This is a genomic window from Propionicimonas sp. (assembly GCF_034927565.1).
Taxonomy (GTDB): domain Bacteria; phylum Actinomycetota; class Actinomycetes; order Propionibacteriales; family Propionibacteriaceae; genus Propionicimonas.
In genome coordinates this window covers 1-19228 of record NZ_JAYFPT010000043.1, presented here as the reverse complement: position 1 = coordinate 19228, position 19228 = coordinate 1, and the positions used below count along the sequence as shown (strand labels likewise).

The window sequence follows — 19228 nt, the reverse complement described above, 5'->3', positions numbered from 1 at the left end:
GATGACAACGCAGATGTCCTGAGCGTCCTCAGATGCCCGAGCTGCGGTTTCGCCACCACGCCGGGCCCATCACCAGGGCGACGAACACGGCGGCGATCGCGGCCGGGACGCCCAGGATCACCACCAGGAACTCCAGGACGCTCGGCTCGTGGACGGCCATCCAGCCAGGCAGGCTCTCCAGCGGGGTCAGCACAAGACGTGGAAGCATGCGCACAGGGTAACCGACGTGGGCTACATTGGCGGCTCGGAGCCAGTCCGCGTTCGGCGTGGTCAGGCCGAGAGCCCGAGGAGTCACCCGCGTGAGCCTGCCCCCTGACAGTCCCCAACCCGACCGGGTCGTGATCGATGCCGAGGAGCTTTCCCGGGCGCTGACCCGGATGGCCCACCAACTGCTGGAGGCCAACCGCGGGGCGTCCGACCTGGTCCTGCTGGGTATCCCCACCCGTGGTGCGCCGCTGGCCCGCCGGCTGGCGGCCCTGATCGAGCAGGCCGAGGGCACGGCCGTCCGGCTCGGCACCCTCGACATCACCATGTACCGCGACGACCTGCGCCGCCACCCCACCCGTCCGGTCGGCCGCACCGAGGTGCCCGGCTCGATCGACGACGCAGTGGTGGTGCTGGTCGACGACGTGCTGTTCTCCGGACGGACGGTGGCCGCCGCCTTCGACGCGCTGCGCGACCTGGGCCGACCGCGGGCGGTCCGGCTGGCGGTGCTGGTCGACCGCGGCCACCGCGAGCTGCCGATCGCCGCCGATGCGATCGGGCGCACCATCCAGACCGCGGCCGACGAGCGGGTCAGCGTCCGGCTGACCGAGGTCGACGGGCTCGACGAGGTCACCATCTCCCGGGCAGGAGACCGCCGATGAAGCACCTGCTGAGCGCCGCCGACCTCAGCCTGGCCGAGGCGGAGGGCATCCTGGACCTGGCCGAGCAGATGCAGCAGGTGCAGACCCGTCCGGTGAAGAAGCTGCCGGCGTTGCGCGGGCGCACCATCATCAACATGTTCTTCGAGGACTCCACCCGCACCCGCAGCTCCTTCGAGATCGCCGGCAAGTGGTTGTCGGCCGACACCATCAACGTCTCGGCCAAGGGCTCCTCGACCTCCAAGGGCGAGTCGCTGCGCGACACCATGCTGACCCTGGACGCGATGGGGGTGGACGCCTTCGTGATCCGGCACTCCTCCTCCGGGGCGGTCGCGCAGGCGGCCGACTGGGTAAAGGCCCACGTCATCAACGCCGGCGACGGCCAGCACGAGCACCCCACCCAGGCCCTGCTCGACGCCTATGCCATGCGCCGGCACTTCCGCCAGCTCGGCTCCGACGGCTTCGCCGGCAAGCGGATCGCGATCGTCGGAGACCTGCTGCACTCCCGGGTGGTGCGCAGCAACGTCCTGCTGCAGCGCACCCTGGGCGGCGAGGTGGTCCTGGTCGCTCCCCCGACCCTGCTGCCGACCGGGGTGGAGACCTGGGGCTGCGAGGTGACCGACGACTTCGACGCCGTGCTGGGCCAGGCCGACATCGTGATGATGCTGCGGGTGCAGCGCGAACGGATGGCCGGCGGCTTCTTCCCCACCCCGCGGGAGTACTCCGAGGGCTACGGCCTCACCCTGGAACGGCTGCAGCGACTCAAGGACGGCGCGGCGATCTGCCATCCGGGCCCGATGAACCGCGGCGTCGAGATCTCCTCGGAGGCCGCCGACGCCGCCAACTCCCTGGTGCTGGAGCAGGTGGCCGCCGGGGTGGCCGTCCGGATGAGCGTGCTGTACCACATCCTCGGCGGGTCCGATGAAGGAGTGAACGCGTGACGCAGTTGCTGATCACCGGGGCGGCCACCGCCGACGGCAACCGGACCGACCTGTTCGTCCGGGACGGGGTGTTCGCGCCGCCGTCCGAGGCGGGGGCCGATGTCGAGCGGATCGACGCCGACGGGCTGCTCGCCCTGCCGGGCCTGGTCGACCTCCACACCCACCTGCGCGAACCCGGACGGGAGGACGCCGAGACCGTCGCCACCGGGACGGCCGCCGCCGCCCGCGGCGGGTTCACCGCCGTCCACGCCATGGCCAACACCGACCCGGTGACCGACACCGCCGAGGCCGCCGAGTACGTCCTGGGGCTGGGCGAACGCGAGGGCCACTGCCAGGTGGTGCCGGTGGGCGCGGTCACCAAGGGCCTGGCCGGCGAGGAACTGGCCGAGTTGGGCCTGATGGCCACCAGCCGGGCGCGGGTGCGGATGTTCTCCGACGACGGCCGCTGCGTCTCCGACTCGCTGCTGATGCGCCGCGCCCTGACCTACGCCCGGACCTACGGCGGCGTGATCGCCCAGCACTCCCAGGACCCGCGGCTGGCCGGCCCCGGCGCCTGCTGCCACGAGTCGGAGATCTCCGGAAGGCTGGGGCTGCCGGGCTGGCCCTCCCAGGCCGAGAGCGTGATCGTCGCCCGCGACGTCCAGCTGGCCGAGCTCGCCGGCGCCCGGCTGCACGTCTGCCACGTCTCCACCGCGGAGAGCGTGGACGTGATCCGCTGGGCCAAGCGGCGCGGGATCGCGGTCACCGCCGAGGTCACCCCGCACCACCTGCTGCTCGACACCCCGCTGGTCGAGGGCTTCGACACCACCTTCAAGGTGAACCCCCCGCTGCGCACCTCCGAGCACCTGGAGGCGGTCCGCGAGGCGCTGGCGGACGGCACCATCGACGCCGTCGCCACCGACCACGCCCCCCACGCCCGGCAGGACAAGGACCACCCCTTCGACATCGCCCTGCCCGGCATGCTCGGCCTTGAGCAGGCCCTCGCCGTGGTGGCGGAGGTGATGGTCAACACCGGACGGATGGACTGGCCCACCCTGGTCGAGCGGATGTCGGCCACCCCGGCCCGGATCGGCCGGCTGGCCGGCCAGGGCCGCCCGGTGGCGGTTGGCGAGCCGGCAAACCTCGTCCTGGTGGACCCGGCGGCCAGGGCGGTGGTGGACGGCGCGGCCTCCGCGTCCCGGTCGCGGAACAACCCCTACCACGGTCGGGAGCTGCCCGATCCGGTGGTGGCGACCATCTGGGCAGGAACCGTCACCTACCGGCGCTGAGCTGCGGGGTCGCCGCGGGAATCCCGCAATAGAACGATTCAGCATAGGATCGGCGCACCCGGACGGAAGGTGTGAACCCATGCCCAAGGAACGCGCCAGCGTGAAGGACGTCGCCCAGTTGGCCGGCGTCTCGGTGGGCACGGTGTCGAACGTCCTCAACCGCCCCGAGGCGGTCGCCAGGCGCACCCGGGAGAAGGTCGAGGCCGCGATGGCCGAGTTGCGGTTCGTCCGCAATGCCTCCGCCCGGCAGCTGCGGGCCGGGGTCTCGACCACTGTCGGTGCCGTCCTGCTGGATCTCGGCAACCCGTTCTACACCGAGATCGCCCGCGGCATCGAGGACCGGCTGGCCGTCGAGGGACACACCCTGATGGTCTGTTCGTCGGACGAGGACGAGGCCCGCGAGGGGCACTTCCTGCGGCAGTTCGCCGAACAGGGCGTCCGGGGGCTGCTGGTCACCCCGATGCCCGGCACGCCACAGCGGCTGGCCGACCTGGCGGCGCTCGGCATCCCGTCGGTACTGGTCGATTCCCGCAGCACCGTGCTGCCCTCGGTGGGCGTGGACCACGTCGCCGGCGGACGGCAGGCGATCGCGCACCTGCTGGAACGCGGCCACCGACGGATCCTGTTCATCACCGCGGCGCAGGAACTGCAGCAGAGCCGGCACCGGCTGCGTGGCGCGCTGGAGGCCGTCCGGGCGGCCGGACTGGAGCCGGCCGAGGTGCTGCACCCGAGCAGCCTGACAGCGCTCACCGCCGCCGAGGGAGAGCAGGCGATGGCGGCGGCCCTCGACGGTCCGGGCCCGGCACCGACGGCAGTGTTCTGCATCAACGACCTGGTGGCGCTGGGCGCGATCCGGGCGATCCGCGCCCGCGGACTGACGGTACCCGGCGACGTGGCGGTGGTCGGCTACGACGACCTGTACTGGGCTGGCGAACTGGCCACCCCGCTCAGCTCCGTCCGCCAGCCGATGCGGCAACTGGGCTGGGCGGCTGCCGACCTGCTGCTCGGCAGCGACGACGCCGGCCAGCTGGTGTTCACCCCCGAGCTGGTCGTCCGCGCCTCCTCCGACATCGACCGCTGACTCACGTTGGGGACGGTTCCTACTTGAGTCATGACTCAGGTTGGGGACGGTTCCTACGTGAGTCACGGCCCGTGAGTCACGGCCCGGCAGACAGGTGTCAGTCGAGCCTGGTCGCGGGCCAGCGCTCCAGCCCGCGGCGGACCGAGTCGGGGACCGGGATGGGGTTGCCCTCGGCGTCACCGCAGACCAGCACGGTGGTCGTCCTGACCAGCACCCGACCGTCCAGCGGATCCTCGATCTGCGCGACCAGCGTCATCGAGGTGCGCCCGACTGCGGCGTAGCCGGTGCGGACCCGGTAGGGCTCCAGCCGGTGCGTGATCTCGGCGAGATAGCGGACGTCCTGCCGGGCCACCATCCAGGTCTGCGAGGCGGCGGCAGCCGCCTCCATCCGGGTGAGCTGCTCGCCGTCGGGGTTGAGCCGGTTGCGGGCCTCGGCGACGAAGTCGAAGGCGCGGACGTTGTTCACGTGCCGGTAGGGGTCCAGATCCGACCAGCGCACCCGCAGGTCGTAGCTGTGCGCCTGCTCCCCCACCGTCCACTGCCCCAGGTCGCGCAGCGGCCCCAGCGGCAGCGAACGGGACGCGAACCACTCCCGCTCGGCCGGCGTCATCCGGCGGGGACGACCGGAGCGGACGATCGCGAGCTGGGTGCGCGCCCGGGCGGCGAGTTCGTCGTCGTGGCGCACCTTGTAGCCGAGGTTGATGGTGGCGGCACCCACCTGGCCGACCCGGACCGCGACCTCGACCGGTCGGGCGGAGAACCGGATCGGGCGCAGGAACTCGACCTGGTGGCTGACCACGATCGTCGAGGAGCCCAGCAGGTGGGCGTTGTCACCCGACAGCAGGAAGTCGACCCTGGCCTCCTGCAGGTAGTCGGCGACCAGGGCGTTGTTGACATGCCCCTGGGCGTCGAGGTCGGACCAGCGCAGCGGGACCTGTGCGATGAACCCGCCGCTCACTCCTCCACCGCGTCGTCGGCGTAGAGCGCCTCGATCTCCTTCGCGTGGAGAGCGGCCACCGAAGCCCGCCGCACCTTCATGTTCGGGGTGACACCACCGTCGTCCACGCTGAGTTCCTGCGGCAGCACGATGAACTTCTTCACCGTCTCCCAGCGCTCCAGCTTGGCGTTCGCCGCGGTCATGAACCGCTCCAGGGTCTGGCGCAGTTCGGGACGCTGGGTGAGTTCCTCGTAGGACAACTCGGAAAGCCCCTTGCGGTCGGCCCACTTGGCCAGGTTGTCACGGTCCATGGTCAGCAGGGCGGAGATGAACTTGCGACCGTCGCCGACCGCCACCACCTGCGAGACATACGGGATGGTGGCGGCGATCACGCTCTCCACCTTCGCCGGGGCGACGTACTTGCCGCCCGAGGTCTTCATCAGGTCCTTCTTGCGGTCGGTGATGGTGAGGTAGCCGTCGGCGTCCAGCTTGCCGATGTCACCGGTGTGGAACCAGCCGTCCACGATCACCTCGGCGGTCTTCTCCGGGTCGTTGTGGTAGCCACGCATCACGCCCGGCCCCTTCACCAGCACCTCGCCGTCCTCGGCGATCTTCAGCTGGGTGCCCGGGATGGCCGGGCCGACCGTCCCGAACCGGGGTGCGGCCGGCAGGTTCACGCAGGTCACGGCGGAGGTCTCGGTGAGGCCGTAGCCCTCGACCACCAGCAGTCCTGCGGAGTAGAACCAGGCCTGCACCTGGGCGGAGAGCTTGGCCGAGCCGGAGATGAAGAACCCGATATTGCCGCCCACCCGCTCCTTCAGCTTGCTGAAGACCAGGTGGTCGGCGACCTTGTAGGCCAGGCTCATCGCCGGCGGCAGCGGCTTGCCGGCCAGCCGGTACTCGCGGCTGGCGCGACCCACCGCGAACGCCCAGCGGGCGATCCGTCCCTTGATGCCGCCGGCCGGGGAGGACAGCAGCACCGCGGCGCGGACCTTCTCGAAGATTCGCGGGGCGCCGCACATGAAGCTCGGCTTCACCTCGCCCAGGCCGTTGACGATCTGGTCGATCCGGCCGTCGACCGCCGAGCCGAAGCCGATCGCCAACTGGCAGGCGATCAGGCACTTGCCGAAGACGTGCGAGAGCGGCAGCCACAGGTACTGGATGGCCTCGTCGCCGATGATGTTGAGGGTGTCGACGGCGAAGCCCTCGTAGGCCCAGGAGCGGTGGACGAGCTCCACGCCCTTGGCCAGGCCGGTGGTGCCGGAGGTGTAGATCAGGGTGGCCAGGCTGTCGCCGTCCAGGGCTGCCATGGCGGACGCGACGGCGTCGGGCCGCTCGGCCTGCAGCGCCTTGCCCTTCTCGCTCAGCTGCGCCCAGGAGAGCACCCGCTCGCCGTCGCCGGTGCCGTCCATCAGGACGATGTGACGGACCTGTTGTCTGGCTGCCGGCAGCGAGTCGAGCTTGGCCAGCTGGGTGGCGTCCTCGGCCACCAGGATCACCGCACCGGAGTCGGTGACGATGTGTTCGAAGTCCGCGCCCTGGGTGTTGGGGTAGATCGTGGTGGTGGCACCGCCGGCGATGTTGATGCCGAGGTCGGCCAGGATCCACTCGATCCGGGTGTTTCCGACGATGGCCACCCGCTGCTCGGTCTCCAGCCCGAGGGCCAGGAAGCCGGCGGCAATGGTGTGGGCGAGCTCCTGGGTCTGCGTCCAGGTGATCGAGGTCCACTGCTGGTCGGCGTCGCGGAACCGGAACGCCTCCCTGGTGGGCGTCTGCTCGACGCGCCAGGCCAGCATGCCGCCCACGGTGGTGGGCTTTCCGGCAAGAATGCTGTTGACTTCGGCTTCGATGTCGGTCATCGGCATTTCCTCACTCCTGGGAACAGGCAATCGGTCAGATGCCCCGGAAGCACAGCGATGGGCGCCTCCCTGCCCTGACATTATCCGCCGGTTGCCGCCTGCGGAAAGCTCCGCGCCGAGGAGGGCGTACGGATAAGATTGAACCGTCAACTTTTTGTCGGTAGATTGACCCTGTGAGGAAGATCGAGGAGCCGCGCTGGCTGACGGTGGAGCAGCAGGCCGTCTGGCGTTCCTGGCTGAACGCCGTCAACGTCATCCAGGAGTACCTCGAGAGCGCCCTGCGCGAGTTCGACCTTGATCTGGGTGAGTACGAGATCATGGTGCACCTGTCCGAAGCACCCGACCATCGGCTGCGGATGTCCGAGCTCGCCGACCGGTTGCGGCACTCGCGCTCCCGGCTCACCCACACCGTCACCCGGATGGAGCGGCAGGGGCTGGTTGCCCGCACCACCTGCCCCGGCGACCGGCGCGGTGTGATCGCCGTCCTGACCCAGACCGGCTGGGAACTGCTGGTCCAGGCCGCGCCGTACCACGTGCAGTCGGTGCGGGAGGCGCTGGTCGACCCGATCGATCCTGCCGACTTCGAGGCTCTCGGCCGCGCCATGCAGGCCGTCGTAAACGCCCGTTCCTGAACCCGCCTGTGCCCCGGCCGGCCGGCTGAGCCCGTCGTCCTGCAGGGCGGCAAGGGCTGGCATACTTGGGGGGCCGAAAACTCTGTCGAGGAAGCCCCATGCCTGAATTCGTGTTCACCATGCACAACGTCCGCAAGAAGCTGGGCGAGAAGCTCGTGCTGGACAACGTCACCCTCTCGTTCTACGACGACGCCAAGATCGGTGTGGTCGGGCCGAACGGCGCCGGCAAGTCGACCATGCTGAAGCTGATGGCGGGGCTGCTGCGCCCGGACAACGGCGACGCCATGCTGGCCAAGGGCAAGACCGTCGGCATCCTGCTGCAGGAGCCCCCGCTCACCGAGGGCAAGACCGTCCTGGAGAACATCGAGGAGGCGGTCGCCGACACCAAGGGGCTGCTCAACCGGTACAACGAGATCTCCGAGGCGATGGCCGACCCGGACGCCGACTTCGACGCCCTGCTGGCCGAAATGGGTGAACTCCAGGTGGAGTTGGACCACCGGCAGGCCTGGGACCTCGACTCCCAGCTTGAGCAGGCGATGGACGCGCTGCAGTGCCCGCCCGGCGATGTCGTGGTCGACATCCTGTCCGGTGGCGAACGCCGACGGGTGGCGCTGTGCAAACTGCTGCTGCAACAGCCCGACCTGCTGCTGCTGGACGAGCCCACCAACCACCTCGACACCGAGAGCGTGAACTGGCTGGAGGGTCACCTCAAGAACTACCCCGGCGCCGTCCTGGCCGTCACCCATGACCGGTACTTCCTGGACAAGGTGGCCGACTGGATCTGCGAGGTCGACCGTGGCCAGTTGCACCCCTATGAGGGCAACTACTCCACCTATCTGGAGACCAAGCGGGCCCGGCTGCAGATCGAGGGCAAGAAGGACGCCAAGCGCGCCAAGATCCTCGAGAAGGAACTGGAGTGGGTGCGCTCGGGCGCGAAGGCACGGCAGGCGAAGAACCGTGCCCGGCTGGCCCGCTACGAGGAACTGGCCGCCGAGGCCGAGCGCAACCGCGCGGTCGACCTGGCCGAGATCAACATCCCGCCGGGCCCCCGGCTGGGCTCGAACGTGCTGGAGGCCAGCCATCTGTTCAAGGGATTCGGCGACCGGCTGCTGATCGAGGACCTCAGCTTCACGCTGCCGCGCGCCGGCATCGTCGGGGTGATCGGGCCGAACGGCGTCGGCAAGACCACCCTGTTCAAGATGCTGGTCGGTCAGGAGCAGCCCGACTCCGGCACCCTCAAGGTCGGCCAGACGGTCAAGTTCTCCTATGTCGACCAGGGACGTTCGGGCATCGACCCGAACAAGAACGTCTGGGAGGTGGTCTCCGACGGGCTGGACCACATCAAGGTGGCCAGTTTCGAGATGCCGTCGCGGGCCTACGTGGCCTCCTTCGGGTTCAAGGGCCCCGACCAGCAGAAGCTCGCTGGCGTGCTCTCCGGCGGTGAGCGCAACCGGCTGAACCTCGCCCTCACCCTGAAGATGGGCGGCAACGTCCTGCTGCTGGACGAGCCGACCAACGACCTGGACGTGGAGACCCTGCAGTCGCTGGAGGATGCGCTGCTGGAGTTCCCCGGCTGCGCCGTGGTGATCTCCCACGACCGCTGGTTCCTCGACCGGGTCGCGACCCACATCCTGGCCTGGGAGGGTGACGACGCCGACGAGTCGCGCTGGTACTGGTTCGAGGGCAACTACGCCGACTACGAAGAGAACAAGATCAACCGGCTCGGGGTCGAGGCCGCCCGTCCGCACCGCACCACGCACCGTCGCCTGACCCGCGACTGAGGCGTGGACATCGCGGAGGTCAGCCAGCAACTGGTCCGCGCGATCGACCTGTTCGGGGTGGTCGCCAACGTGCTGCTGGCTGGGGTGCTGGCGCGCTCGCTGGGCTATGACGCGGTGGGTTTCCTGTTCCTGGGCATCATCACCGGTCTCGGCGGCGGCATGCTGCGCGACACCCTGCTGCAGAACGGTCCACCGGTGGGGCTCACCGATCCTGCCTACCTCGGGACGGCCGTGGTCACCTCGCTGGTCGCCTACTTCGTGCTCACCGAGGGCAGGTGGTGGCGTCGCAGCCTGCGGGTGATCGATGCCGTGGCATTGGGCGCCTGGGGTGCGGTGGGTGCCCAGAAGACCCTCGCCGCCGGGATGGGCTGGATGCCCGCCATCCTGCTGGGGACGGTGACCGCCGTCGGCGGCGGGGTGATCCGGGACGTGCTCGTCCGCCGCACCCCGATCATCTTCGGCGGCGGCACGCTGTACGCCACCTGCGCCACGGTGGCCGCGATCGTCACGGTGTTCCTCTACGGCGCCACCCCCGACGGTTGGGACGGCGTCACCACCCTGGTGGCCGCCCTGGTCGGCGGCACCATGTGCCTGCTCGCCTACGCCCGCGGCTGGCGGCTTCCCGAGGCCCGCGCCTGGTCACCCTGGCCACGCCGGGGCCAGGACAACCACGACCACCACAACGACCAGGACAACCGCGACCAGGACTGAGCTTCAGCCCGGCAGCACCCGTCCGACCGGGAACCCAACCCAACGGCACCCGCCCGACCGGAACCCTGCCGGCGGCGAACTCCTCTCCCCTTCAGGCGCCCACCACTGGGTGCACCTCCCGGCGCAGCGGTGCCCTCGCGTCCTCCGGCCCCGGCCCTGCGTCCTCAGGCCGCCGAGGCCTCGCCTGCCTCCTGGTCGTCGGGCTCGTTGCCGAACTCGTCGAAGCCGGACTCCTGATCGTCGGGCCCGTCAGGTGACTCCCGCCAGCCCTCGCGCGGCGTGGTCTCCCCCTCCGCCGGCGATCCGGCTTGATCGGGAGCTGCCTCACGTGGGCGGCGGTGGAAGCTGGTGGTGCCGGTGGTCAGGTCATGACCAACGCTCCCGGCACGGATCTGGAGTTGCTCATGCTCGACGCCGTTGGCATCGATCCAGCGATTCGTACGCAGTCTGCCGACGACGATCACCGGATCGCCCTTGCGCAGGCTGTACATGACGTGCTGCGCCAGCCGATTCGAGCAGTTCACCGTGACCCAGGTGGTCTGCCCGTCCTTCCACTCCTCACCACGGGGCACCCGCGGGGTGCAGGCCATCCGGAACGTTGCCCAGGGCGACCCACTCTGCGCCCGGTAGTCGACGTCGCTGCCGACCCGTCCGGTCATCCACAGCTGTGCTTCCATCTCCGATTCTCCTCTCGGTCGCCCAGCAGTATCGGCAGTTGGGGCCCGGACGGTTCACCCGAATCTGCCGGCCTGTGGACAACCCCGAGGCTGTGGACAGCCCCGGCAGGCCCCCGCCGGGGCAGCGTGGACGTCACCCGCTCCGCTTCGCCCCCCGGCGGGCCAGTGCCACCGCCGTCACGGCGTCGCTGTAGCGATCGAGTTCGGCCTGCACCGGGGCGACCACCTGATCGGCGGTCACAGTCGCGATCGAGGCGCGCAGCGCCTTCTGTGCCGCGCGCGAACGCCAGCCCGCACCGATCGCGACGAAGCCGCGGCCCAGCAGGGCGAGCACCAGTCCGCCCGCGATCCCGCCGGCGAACAACCACCACGGCGCCGGCACCTGGTACCAGATCACGTCCGGCAGCGGCGGCAACTGCAGCAAGGGATGGAACAGCCCGTACAGCAGCCACAGCCCGCCGCCGACCACCGCCAACATGAGCACCCACTGCAGCACCCGGAACAGCCACCACCACCAGGTTCCGCGCCGGGCGCCCAGGTCGGTGCCGGCGATCGCGGCATCCAGCCGGTCGGGCAGGTGGGCACGATTGACGTAGGCGGCCTGTCTGACCGCGTCCGCCCAGCCCTTCGGCAGCCCGGCGGCCGCGGCATCGGTGATGCCCCGCAGTGCCCGCTCCACCAGTGCCGCCTGAACCGGTCCGGTTCTGGGCAGCGAGGTGTGGTTGAGCGCCGTGGGGCTGCGGGAATCCTTGCCGAGGTCGAGCCGCAGCCGTTTGAGCGGGTCGGGTCGGAGCTTGCCGAGCCAGCTCACGAACGGCCAGCCGGTGGCCGCAGCCCCCCGTTTACGCCAGGCCTTGTAAACCCCGTCCACCACCGCCGGCACCCCCGCGGCGTCGCCCAGTGCCGCAGTCAGGTCGTCCGACAGGCCACGGCCGATCCCGGCCACCGAGGCGTTGCCGAGGTCGGCCGCCAGCCCCTCGGCGGCCACGTCGACATCGGTCTCCAGCCGGCGGACGGCAGCCGCCTTGCCGCTCACCGTCCTGGCCAGTGTCTCGCGCAGCTCCGGAACACCGGTGCCCTGCACCGCCGAGGCCACCGTCACTGGCGTGGAACGCAACCCCTCACGGTCGAGCAGGGCCCGCAGATCCTGCACACAACTGGCCAGTTGCTCGGGCGCGAGCCGGTCGGCCTGGTTGAGCACCACCATCATCAGATCGGCGTACGGCGCCAACGGCTTGAGGTAGTTGTCGTGCAGCGCGGCGTCGGCGTACTTCTGCGGATCGACCACCCAGATCAGTGCGTCCACCAACTGCACCAGCCGGTCGACGGTCAGCCGGTGACTCGCTTCGGTGGAGTCGTGGTCGGGCAGGTCGATCAGCACCAGCCGGGTCAGCCGATCGTCCGGGCCGGCGGGGATCAGCTGCCGCTTGTGGACGTCCAGCCATTCCAGCAGTTCATGCGGCAACGTGGTGCCCCACACCGCCGCCAGCGCCCGGGAAGTGGTCGGCCGGCGCACCGTCGCCTCGGCCAGCTGGGTGCCGGTGATCGCGTTGAACAGGCTCGACTTGCCCGAACCGGTGGCTCCCGCCAGGGCGACCACGGTGTACTCGCCGCTGAACCCGAGGCGTTCGCCCGAGCGTTGCACGACCGTCCTGGCCGCCTCGACGACGGCGGGGTCGCTGCGGCCGGCGGCCGCCCCCGCCGCCCGTCCCAGCGCCTCGACCCGCTCGGCCAGGCTGCCCGCGGCGGCCTTCACCCGTCCTCCTCGGGATCCAGGACGGTGCCCTCGACCACCTCACCGGTGATCGCCGGTCGGGTCGTGGCAGCGTCCAGCTCGGGGATTGCGGGTGCCGCCGGCACGGCCGGCTGATCGACCACCGGCAGGGCAGGAAGCGACAGTTCGCGACGGGCGGGTTCGATCGCCGCGACCGCGGCGCGCAACGCCTCGGCCTGCTCGCCCCGCACGTCCACGGCCGCCAGCCGGTCAAGGTAGCGGGCCAGTTCGGTCGCCATCACCACCTGCACGCGTCCGTCGAGCTGGTCCTTGGCCTGCTTGGCCAGCTTGCGCACCTGGTCCTCGCCGAAGATCGCCTCCAGGACGCGCTGGGCGAGCACCGCGGTGCCGCCGGCGATGCCCAGCTCGGCGCCGGTCAGCCCGGCGGTCTGGGAGAACACCAGAATCATCAACGCCACCCCGACGCCGTTCACCCCCAGCGCCCAGAACCGGGCCCGGGAGCGCTTCGCCGCGCCGAGTTCGCTGACCAGTTCCATCACGTCGGCCTGCCAGTCGCGCACCGTCCGGCGGGCGGCGAGGTCGAAGTCGGCGCTGGCCCGGGAGAGGTCGTCGGCAGTGCCCAGCAGCTGCCGTCCGGCCGGGTGCGCCTCCCAGGCCGAAGCCGTGCGGACGGCGGCCGCCTCGCCCTCCTCGCGGATCAGCACCTCCATGCCCGACTCCACCGCCACGGAGACGTCGATCGCCTGCTTCGGTTCGCCGCGCACCGCTGCCATCATCCGGTCACGCAGCCAGCCCACCTTCTGCTCGACCGCCCGGAAGAACTCCCCCGTCCCGACGAAGTCCTGCCAGCGGGCGAGCACCTCGCCGCGCAGCAGGCTGCCGTCGGCGGTCTGGACGGCGATGGTGCGGACGGCCTCGGCGTAGGACTTCTCGGCGTCCTCGCTGAGCGTGGCGAGCGCGGCGCGCTGGGCATCCACGGCGTCGGCGACCTGCGGCGCCAGACCGGCCAGGTGGGCAATCGCGCCGTCCAGGGTCTGCAGCACCACGGACTGCCGGGCGACCGCGTCCTGGGCAAGATCGGCCAGCCAGCCGCGAATCGGGGCGACGGCGCTGTCCGGCAGCAGCCCGGCTGCGTCAACGGTGGTCTCCGGGACGGCGAACAGCGGTGAGTCGGCCAGCCCGCGCTGGCTCATCATCTGGCCCAGGTGGGCCGGTACCTCGACCATCGCGGCGGGGGGCACCCGGTCCAGCACCACGGCCACCACCGCCCGACGCTCTGCGGCCTGGCGCAGGTAGTCCCAGGGGACGGCGTCGGCATAGCGGGCGGCCGAGGTGACGAACAGCCACAGGTCGGCGGCAGCCAGCAGCTGCGTGGCCAGAGCGCGGTTCTCGGCCACCACCGAATCCACGTCGGGGGCGTCCAGAATCGCCAACCCGCGCGGCAGGGTTGGCTCGGCCACCACCTGGACGGTGCGCGGGTCGTGGGCGGGCTGGTGCGTCCGCGCCAGACCGGGCAGGATCCGGTCGGAGGTGAACCAGGACGCATCGGCCGGGTGGTGCACCAGAACCGGGGAGCGGGTGGTCGGGCGGATCACGCCAGGCGTGCTCACCGTCCGTCCGATCACGGAGTTCACCAGGGTGGACTTGCCGGCCCCGGTCGAACCGCCCACCACCGCCAGCAGCGGCGCCTCAAGCCGGGCCAGCCGGGGTAGCACGTAGTCGTCGAGCTGGGCCGTGGCCTCCCGGGCCTGCGTGGCTGCCTGCGTCGACCCGGGCAGGTCGAAGGGCAGCCGGACCGCACCCAGCACGTCGCGCAACTGTGCGAGGGCGACCGCCAAGCTGTCAGCACCCATCTGGTCAGCCTTCTCCTACCGGCCCGGTGGCCCCCAGGTCGGGTCCACCGGCGAATGTCGCTGCGATCCTACTGGCGAACTCGTCGGAGCCGGCCATGACCCGCCAAGACCTGCCGGGCCGGGGTGGGTCGGCGGCGGGAAGTCGGCCGCCGCCCGGCGCCGCAGTCGTGGCAGGCTGAGCTTCATTCCGTGCGGGTCGTCGATCCCGGCCGCCCGCTGGCTGCGAGAGAGGTCGAGCAGCTCCCGGACGCGTTCGTCGCCGGTCGCGTCGATCACCCCGCGCACCTCGGCATCGCGCAGGTAGGCGAGTTCGGTGAGAGTTCGTTGCAGGCCGCGGGTGGCGACGAAGACCCGCCAGCCGCGGGTGAGCGCGACCAGCAGTGCCCACAGCCGGGTGCGCAGCCTGGCGAACACCTCGGGATCGGTCGGCTTCAGCCAGCCCATCAGGACGTAGTCGACCAGCCGGGCGCGAATCAGGCGGCCCTGTTTGAGTACCTGCCTGACCACGTAGACCACGGCCGCGATCAGCAGCGGCAGAGCAAGGGTGAAGTAGACCAGGAGTTGCTGGTTGCCCTGGGTGAGGCTGGCCTGGGAGTTGAACACCATGTGGCCCAGCACCGCCAGACCGTAGCCGGCGAGCGGGGCGAGCACCCTGACCACCTTGCTGCGGGTGCGCAGCGCGACCGCCACCCCGAGGCCGGTCATCATGGTGAACAGCGGGTGGCCGAAGGCGAGCCAGAAGCCGCGCAGCCAGACCAGCTCCACCACCGCCGACTCGGCGTCCCCGACGTTGATGGTCTGCGAGGAGTACACGATCGCGCGGGCGTAGTAGATGATGTTCTCTGTGAACGCGAAACCTGCTGCCGACAGGCCGGCCATCACCACCAGCGAGACCTTCGAGACCAGTTCGTAGCGCACCAGCATCGCCAGCCCGAACAGGACGGTGGCCTTCGCGGCCTCCTCGACGAAGGGGGCGACGAAGATCGCCGCCCGGGCCGAGGTCGCCGGGTCGAAGTTGCCGCTGACCTGCAGTTGCATCGCTGCCCAGGAGTTCACCAAGTAGGCGACGTAGGTGGCCACCGAGCCTCCCCAGCCGAGCGACATCAGCCAGACCGTCCAGCGCTGCGGACGGAAGCGGTCGGCGAGCAGGAAGACCACGATCCAGAACGCCAGGGTCGAGGTGGCGTACCAGGCGCCGAGTCTGACCGCGGAAGGGTTCACCCCGGGAACCGTCCCGTCCAGGCTCGGCTGGTCGGCGGTGATCTGGACGTAGAGCGCTGCCAGGCAGGCGGCGAAGACGATCACCATCCCGACGGTGAGCCAGGTCCACCAGGAGGTGAGCACCCGCTGTGGCAGCGGTCGCCGGTCCTGCCCGCCCGCCGGCAGGTTGTTGAGCCTGCGCAGCCTGGCAGCGGGAGCGGACGTCATGCCGTCCAGCCTACAAGTCGCTCACCAGCGCCGGATGGTGCCCACCCACGGCCCACCCGGCGGCACATCACGGCGTGGCAGGGTCCCCGATTCACCGCACCGGCGGGACGGCGTTCGCCAGCAGCTCCCGGGCCATCTCGGGGAACCACTCCCCAGCCGGCGGATCGACCCGGTTGCGAGCCGGGTCGAGCGGGCCAGGGTCACCGCGCAGACATGCACCGTCCGAGGTCCCCGGGTTGGCGATCCACAGGTAGGCGTCGACGAGCGGGTCGTCGACGTTCAGGGTGGGACGCAGCCCGAGACCGCGATCGGGTGGGTTGCACCAACCCTCGTATCCCGACGACACCTCCCACGGCCCGGCCCCGTTGCGGCTGGTGTCGATGACGAAGTGGACCAGCGGCGTCCGTCCCGCCAATTGCTGGACGTAGCGCGAGTCGACCCCGGCGGTATCCAGCGCGAAAGCGGGATTGTCCTGGCTCCACTGGCCGTAGGCGTTCATCGCCGCGCCGACCCAGTTGGTGGATGGCCCGCCGTTCCAGCGCTGGTCGCCACATTCGTCGGGGTCGCCTCGGGCGGTGACCACCCAGGTGATGCAGGACGACACCCAGCGCCCGTAGGCTCGCAGGTTCGCGGTGTACTGGTAGTCGCCAGCATTGAGGAAGAACCCGGCCGCCCTGAGCACGCCCGCCTTGATCAGCCGCTCACTGAGGTCCCCGACACCCAACCAGTTGCTGTGTCCACCATCCAGGTAGACCTTCGCCGACGGCAGCGCCGTCAGTGCCTCGACGGCGTGGTTCAGCGCCGCGAACCGCTCGGCAGCCGCCGTTGCCCGGTTGGAGCCGTCCGGACGGCAGTCCTGCTCGGTCCCGTCAGCGGCGGAGTACCAGGGGATGGCCGCCAGACCATCCGGTTCAAGGATCACGATCGCCGCCGAGTTCCCGATCCCCCGCGCGAAGCCGTCGATCCAGGCCTGGTACGCGACCACGCCCGTCGCCCCGCCGGTCGAGTACCGACCACAGTCGCGGTAGGGCAGGTTGTACGCCACCAGAACCGGCACCTGTCCGGCCACATCGGCCTGCACCACCACTGCGCCGACCTGTTGCCGGACCTCGTCGGGGGTGCCGCCGGTGAACCAGGTTGCGCTGGGGTAGGCAGCAAGAGTGAGTGCGTTCGTCAGCGCCGCCCCGGTGAGGGAGTCCGCCGCCTGCAGGGTCGAACTCGCCGGGTTCACCCACAGCCTGGAATCGCGGCTCGGAGGTGCAGCCGACGCCGGGGTGGTCAGCGCGGCCATCGTCGCGACGGCGAGCACTGCGCTCGCCAGCGCCGCAAGCCGGGGTCGCCTCACCACTCCTCCTTGAGGTGGCGTCACACGGGAACCGGCGACGCCTTCAGCCGGAATCCCCCATCCGTCGCGAGCCCACGGGGCTCCCGCCGGACCATCGTCCATTCGACCCCGGACGGCACCCTCCCGTCAAGAGGCACAGGACAGCCCACCGCCAACCCTGAAGGCCTGGTCCAGCCAGACCCACCGGGCGGAGCCCGCCGAAACCCTCAGCCCCAGTCCATTCGGTCGTCGCTTGCTGCCGTTCTTCTCGGTGTCAGCGGGCTGGCGGACCGACTCGCATGCTTCATCCCGTCTCGCAGGCCATACCGTCGCAGGCCATGCCGACGGCCGTCTACACTATGAAACAATTGTTCGATTTTGGAGGCGTCGTGGCGACCATCATGCACGTCGACATGGACTCGTTCTACGCCTCTGTGGAGATTCGCCGCCGGCCCGCCTTGGGCAGGGCGCCGATGTGGGTGGGCGGAGACGGACGCGGAGTGGTGCTGTCGGCGAACTGGCTGGCCAAACAGTGGGGCGTGGAGGGCGGCATGCCCTCGGCGCGGGCGAAGCGGCTGTGCCCCACCGGGGTGGCCGTCCGTCCGGACTTCGACGCCTACCTGGTCGCCTCCCGGGCGGTGATGGAAATCTTCCGGCGGGTGGTGGCGGTCGTCGAGACCGCCTCGATCGACGAGGCCTACCTGGACGTGACCGGCGCCCTGCGGATGTGGGGCTCGGCCGTCGAGATCGGACAGCAGATTCGACAGTTGGTGCGCACCGAGCAGCAGTTGCCGTGCTCGGTCGGGATCGGCCCGAACCGGTTGGTGGCCAAGATGGCCTCCAAGGCGGCCAAGCCCGACGGACTGCGGGAGGTGCCGCCGGAGGAGGTGCTGGCCTTCCTGCACCCGATGCCGGTCGAGCAGCTGTACGGCGTGGGGGCGAGCACCGCTGAACGGTTGCACCGGCGGGGCATCGTGACCGTCGGCGACCTGGCCGACACACCCCGGCAAACCCTGCGGGCGAGCTTCGGGCCACAGGCGGCCGTGGCGCTGGTCAACCTGGCGTTCGGCCGCAGTTCGGCGCACGTCAGCAACCAGCACGTCCCCGCCGTCGGCGTGGGCAACCAGGAGACCTTCGCCGCCGACTCTGCCGACCCCGCGGTGGTGCGGGCCGAGATCCTGCGGGTCTGCAGTTCAGTGGCGCGCCGGCTGCGGAAGGCCGGCCTGATGGGACGGGGGGTCACCCTGAGCATCCGCTTCGCCGACTTCACCACCGCGTCAGCCTCGCTCACCCTGCCCAACCCGGTCGACACCGCCCAGGAGTTGTATGCCGTGGCGCTGACCCTCTACGACCGGCCACGCCTGCACGCCAAGCCGGTGCGCCGGGTGGGTGTGCGGTGCGATCAACTCGTCGGTGCCGATCAGGTCCACCTGCAGCCCACCCTCGGCGAGCCAGAGCTCGGCTGGCGGGAGGCCGAGCGGGCCGCCGACCGGCTCAACGCCCGGTTCGGCGCGAAGGCGGTCACCCGCGCCGCCTTGGCCAGGCTGCCCGAGCACCACCACCCGATCCCACCCGGCCGAGCGGCGCTGGGCTCGTCCGAGTAGTCGTTTTTTACGCCACAAACAAGGGGCACCGTCCCCCGCGCGGTGGACCCGGTCCTTAACACGGGCAAGAAATACCGGGATCCCCTTTCATTGCTCGATTATTTTGTCCCCCGCGGGGGTGACTGACGCGCACCACTCAGCACCTCACTGACGCGCCTCTCCCCTAGTCAAAGCCGATACAGCCGAAGCCTCCGCGACCGCGTAGCAGGTAACGGGAGATGCAATTCCGTCCCCCCTCCGGGGGACTGTTAACGCACTTTACAAACTTCCCTAAAAACGCCGTTGACAAACGTCTCTCAATACGCAAAAGTTTCCCCCGGAGTCGCCGAAAAAGGCGTCTCTGGCCAGGGGGGAGTTCTGGCGACCTGGACAGCAGGTATGAGCTGTCTGCCGTAGCGGCCGTATTCTGTCACACCCTCCGGAGGCTACTTCCATGCGTGCACATCTCATCGAGGCCCTGAAGCGTCGCAAGAGCGACGAGGGCTTCTCCCTCATCGAACTGATCGTCGTCGTCGCGATCATGGCCATCCTGGT

The 19228-nt window shown here is 70.3% G+C and carries 17 protein-coding genes; 9 read left to right on the top strand and 8 right to left on the bottom strand.

The genetic code is table 11. The features are described from left to right. Nucleotides 1-28 precede the first annotated feature (28 nt). Nucleotides 29-208: a hypothetical protein gene (locus tag VB080_RS08705; protein WP_323418052.1), complete on the bottom strand. Its 180-nt coding sequence runs from the start codon at nt 206-208 to the stop codon at nt 29-31. Between the two features lie 91 nt (nt 209-299). Here VB080_RS08705 and pyrR point away from each other — a divergent pair, with 91 nt between their 5' ends. The 4 genes from pyrR (at nt 300) to VB080_RS08685 (ending at nt 4153) form a co-directional block, all read left to right on the top strand. Continuing rightward, nucleotides 300-866, top strand: coding sequence for a bifunctional pyr operon transcriptional regulator/uracil phosphoribosyltransferase PyrR (pyrR, locus tag VB080_RS08700; RefSeq protein WP_323418051.1), 567 nt, complete (start codon nt 300-302; stop codon nt 864-866). Beyond that, entirely contained in the window at nt 863-1804 is a 942-nt protein-coding gene (locus tag VB080_RS08695; RefSeq protein WP_323418050.1) for an aspartate carbamoyltransferase catalytic subunit, read from the top strand. Before pyrR ends, VB080_RS08695 begins: the two co-directional genes overlap by 4 nt. Further along, nucleotides 1801-3072: a dihydroorotase gene (locus VB080_RS08690; protein ID WP_323418049.1), complete on the top strand. Its 1272-nt coding sequence runs from the start codon at nt 1801-1803 to the stop codon at nt 3070-3072. Before VB080_RS08695 ends, VB080_RS08690 begins: the two co-directional genes overlap by 4 nt. A gap of 79 nt (nt 3073-3151) precedes the next feature. Continuing rightward, entirely contained in the window at nt 3152-4153 is a 1002-nt protein-coding gene (locus VB080_RS08685) for a LacI family DNA-binding transcriptional regulator (protein ID WP_323418048.1), read from the top strand. Between the two features lie 97 nt (nt 4154-4250). Here the strand turns inward: VB080_RS08685 and VB080_RS08680 are convergent, their stop codons facing one another. After that, nucleotides 4251-5111, bottom strand: a complete 861-nt coding sequence (locus tag VB080_RS08680) for an acyl-CoA thioesterase (RefSeq protein ID WP_323418047.1) — start codon at nt 5109-5111, stop codon at nt 4251-4253. Next, nucleotides 5108-6949, bottom strand: coding sequence for a long-chain fatty acid--CoA ligase (locus tag VB080_RS08675; RefSeq protein ID WP_323418046.1), 1842 nt, complete (start codon nt 6947-6949; stop codon nt 5108-5110). The genes VB080_RS08680 and VB080_RS08675 overlap by 4 nt, the downstream gene beginning before the upstream one ends. Nucleotides 6950-7122: 173 nt before the next feature. Here VB080_RS08675 and VB080_RS08670 point away from each other — a divergent pair, with 173 nt between their 5' ends. The 3 genes from VB080_RS08670 (at nt 7123) to VB080_RS08660 (ending at nt 10073) form a co-directional block, all read left to right on the top strand. Beyond that, entirely contained in the window at nt 7123-7581 is a 459-nt protein-coding gene (locus tag VB080_RS08670) for a MarR family winged helix-turn-helix transcriptional regulator (RefSeq protein ID WP_323418045.1), read from the top strand. A 98-nt stretch (nt 7582-7679) separates the two neighbouring features. Next, the gene (ettA, locus tag VB080_RS08665; protein WP_323418044.1) at nt 7680-9362 is read left to right on the top strand and encodes an energy-dependent translational throttle protein EttA; all 1683 of its coding nucleotides are present in this window, start codon (nt 7680-7682) and stop codon (nt 9360-9362) included. A 3-nt stretch (nt 9363-9365) separates the two neighbouring features. After that, on the top strand, nt 9366-10073 hold the full coding sequence (locus VB080_RS08660) for a trimeric intracellular cation channel family protein (protein WP_323418043.1): 708 nt from the start codon (nt 9366-9368) through the stop codon (nt 10071-10073). 164 nt (nt 10074-10237) lie between these two features. Here the strand turns inward: VB080_RS08660 and VB080_RS08655 are convergent, their stop codons facing one another. From VB080_RS08655 to VB080_RS08635, 5 genes are all read right to left on the bottom strand, one after another. Further along, the gene (locus VB080_RS08655; protein ID WP_323418042.1) at nt 10238-10750 is read right to left on the bottom strand and encodes a single-stranded DNA-binding protein; all 513 of its coding nucleotides are present in this window, start codon (nt 10748-10750) and stop codon (nt 10238-10240) included. A gap of 133 nt (nt 10751-10883) precedes the next feature. Continuing rightward, nucleotides 10884-12506: a GTPase family protein gene (locus VB080_RS08650; protein WP_323418041.1), complete on the bottom strand. Its 1623-nt coding sequence runs from the start codon at nt 12504-12506 to the stop codon at nt 10884-10886. After that, entirely contained in the window at nt 12503-14338 is a 1836-nt protein-coding gene (locus tag VB080_RS08645; RefSeq protein WP_323418040.1) for a GTPase domain-containing protein, read from the bottom strand. Before VB080_RS08645 ends, VB080_RS08650 begins: the two co-directional genes overlap by 4 nt. A 15-nt stretch (nt 14339-14353) precedes the next feature. Beyond that, nucleotides 14354-15766, bottom strand: a complete 1413-nt coding sequence (locus VB080_RS08640; RefSeq protein ID WP_323418039.1) for a PrsW family intramembrane metalloprotease — start codon at nt 15764-15766, stop codon at nt 14354-14356. 91 nt (nt 15767-15857) lie between these two features. Further along, the gene (locus VB080_RS08635; protein WP_323418038.1) at nt 15858-17111 is read right to left on the bottom strand and encodes a glycoside hydrolase family 6 protein; all 1254 of its coding nucleotides are present in this window, start codon (nt 17109-17111) and stop codon (nt 15858-15860) included. 347 nt (nt 17112-17458) lie between these two features. On the opposite strand from VB080_RS08635, the gene dinB reads away from it, so the two are divergent. Beyond that, nucleotides 17459-18694: a DNA polymerase IV gene (gene dinB, locus VB080_RS08630; protein ID WP_323418037.1), complete on the top strand. Its 1236-nt coding sequence runs from the start codon at nt 17459-17461 to the stop codon at nt 18692-18694. A gap of 433 nt (nt 18695-19127) precedes the next feature. Next, on the top strand, nt 19128-19228 hold a 101-nt coding region (locus tag VB080_RS16055; RefSeq protein ID WP_416339627.1), incomplete at its 3' end, for a prepilin-type N-terminal cleavage/methylation domain-containing protein.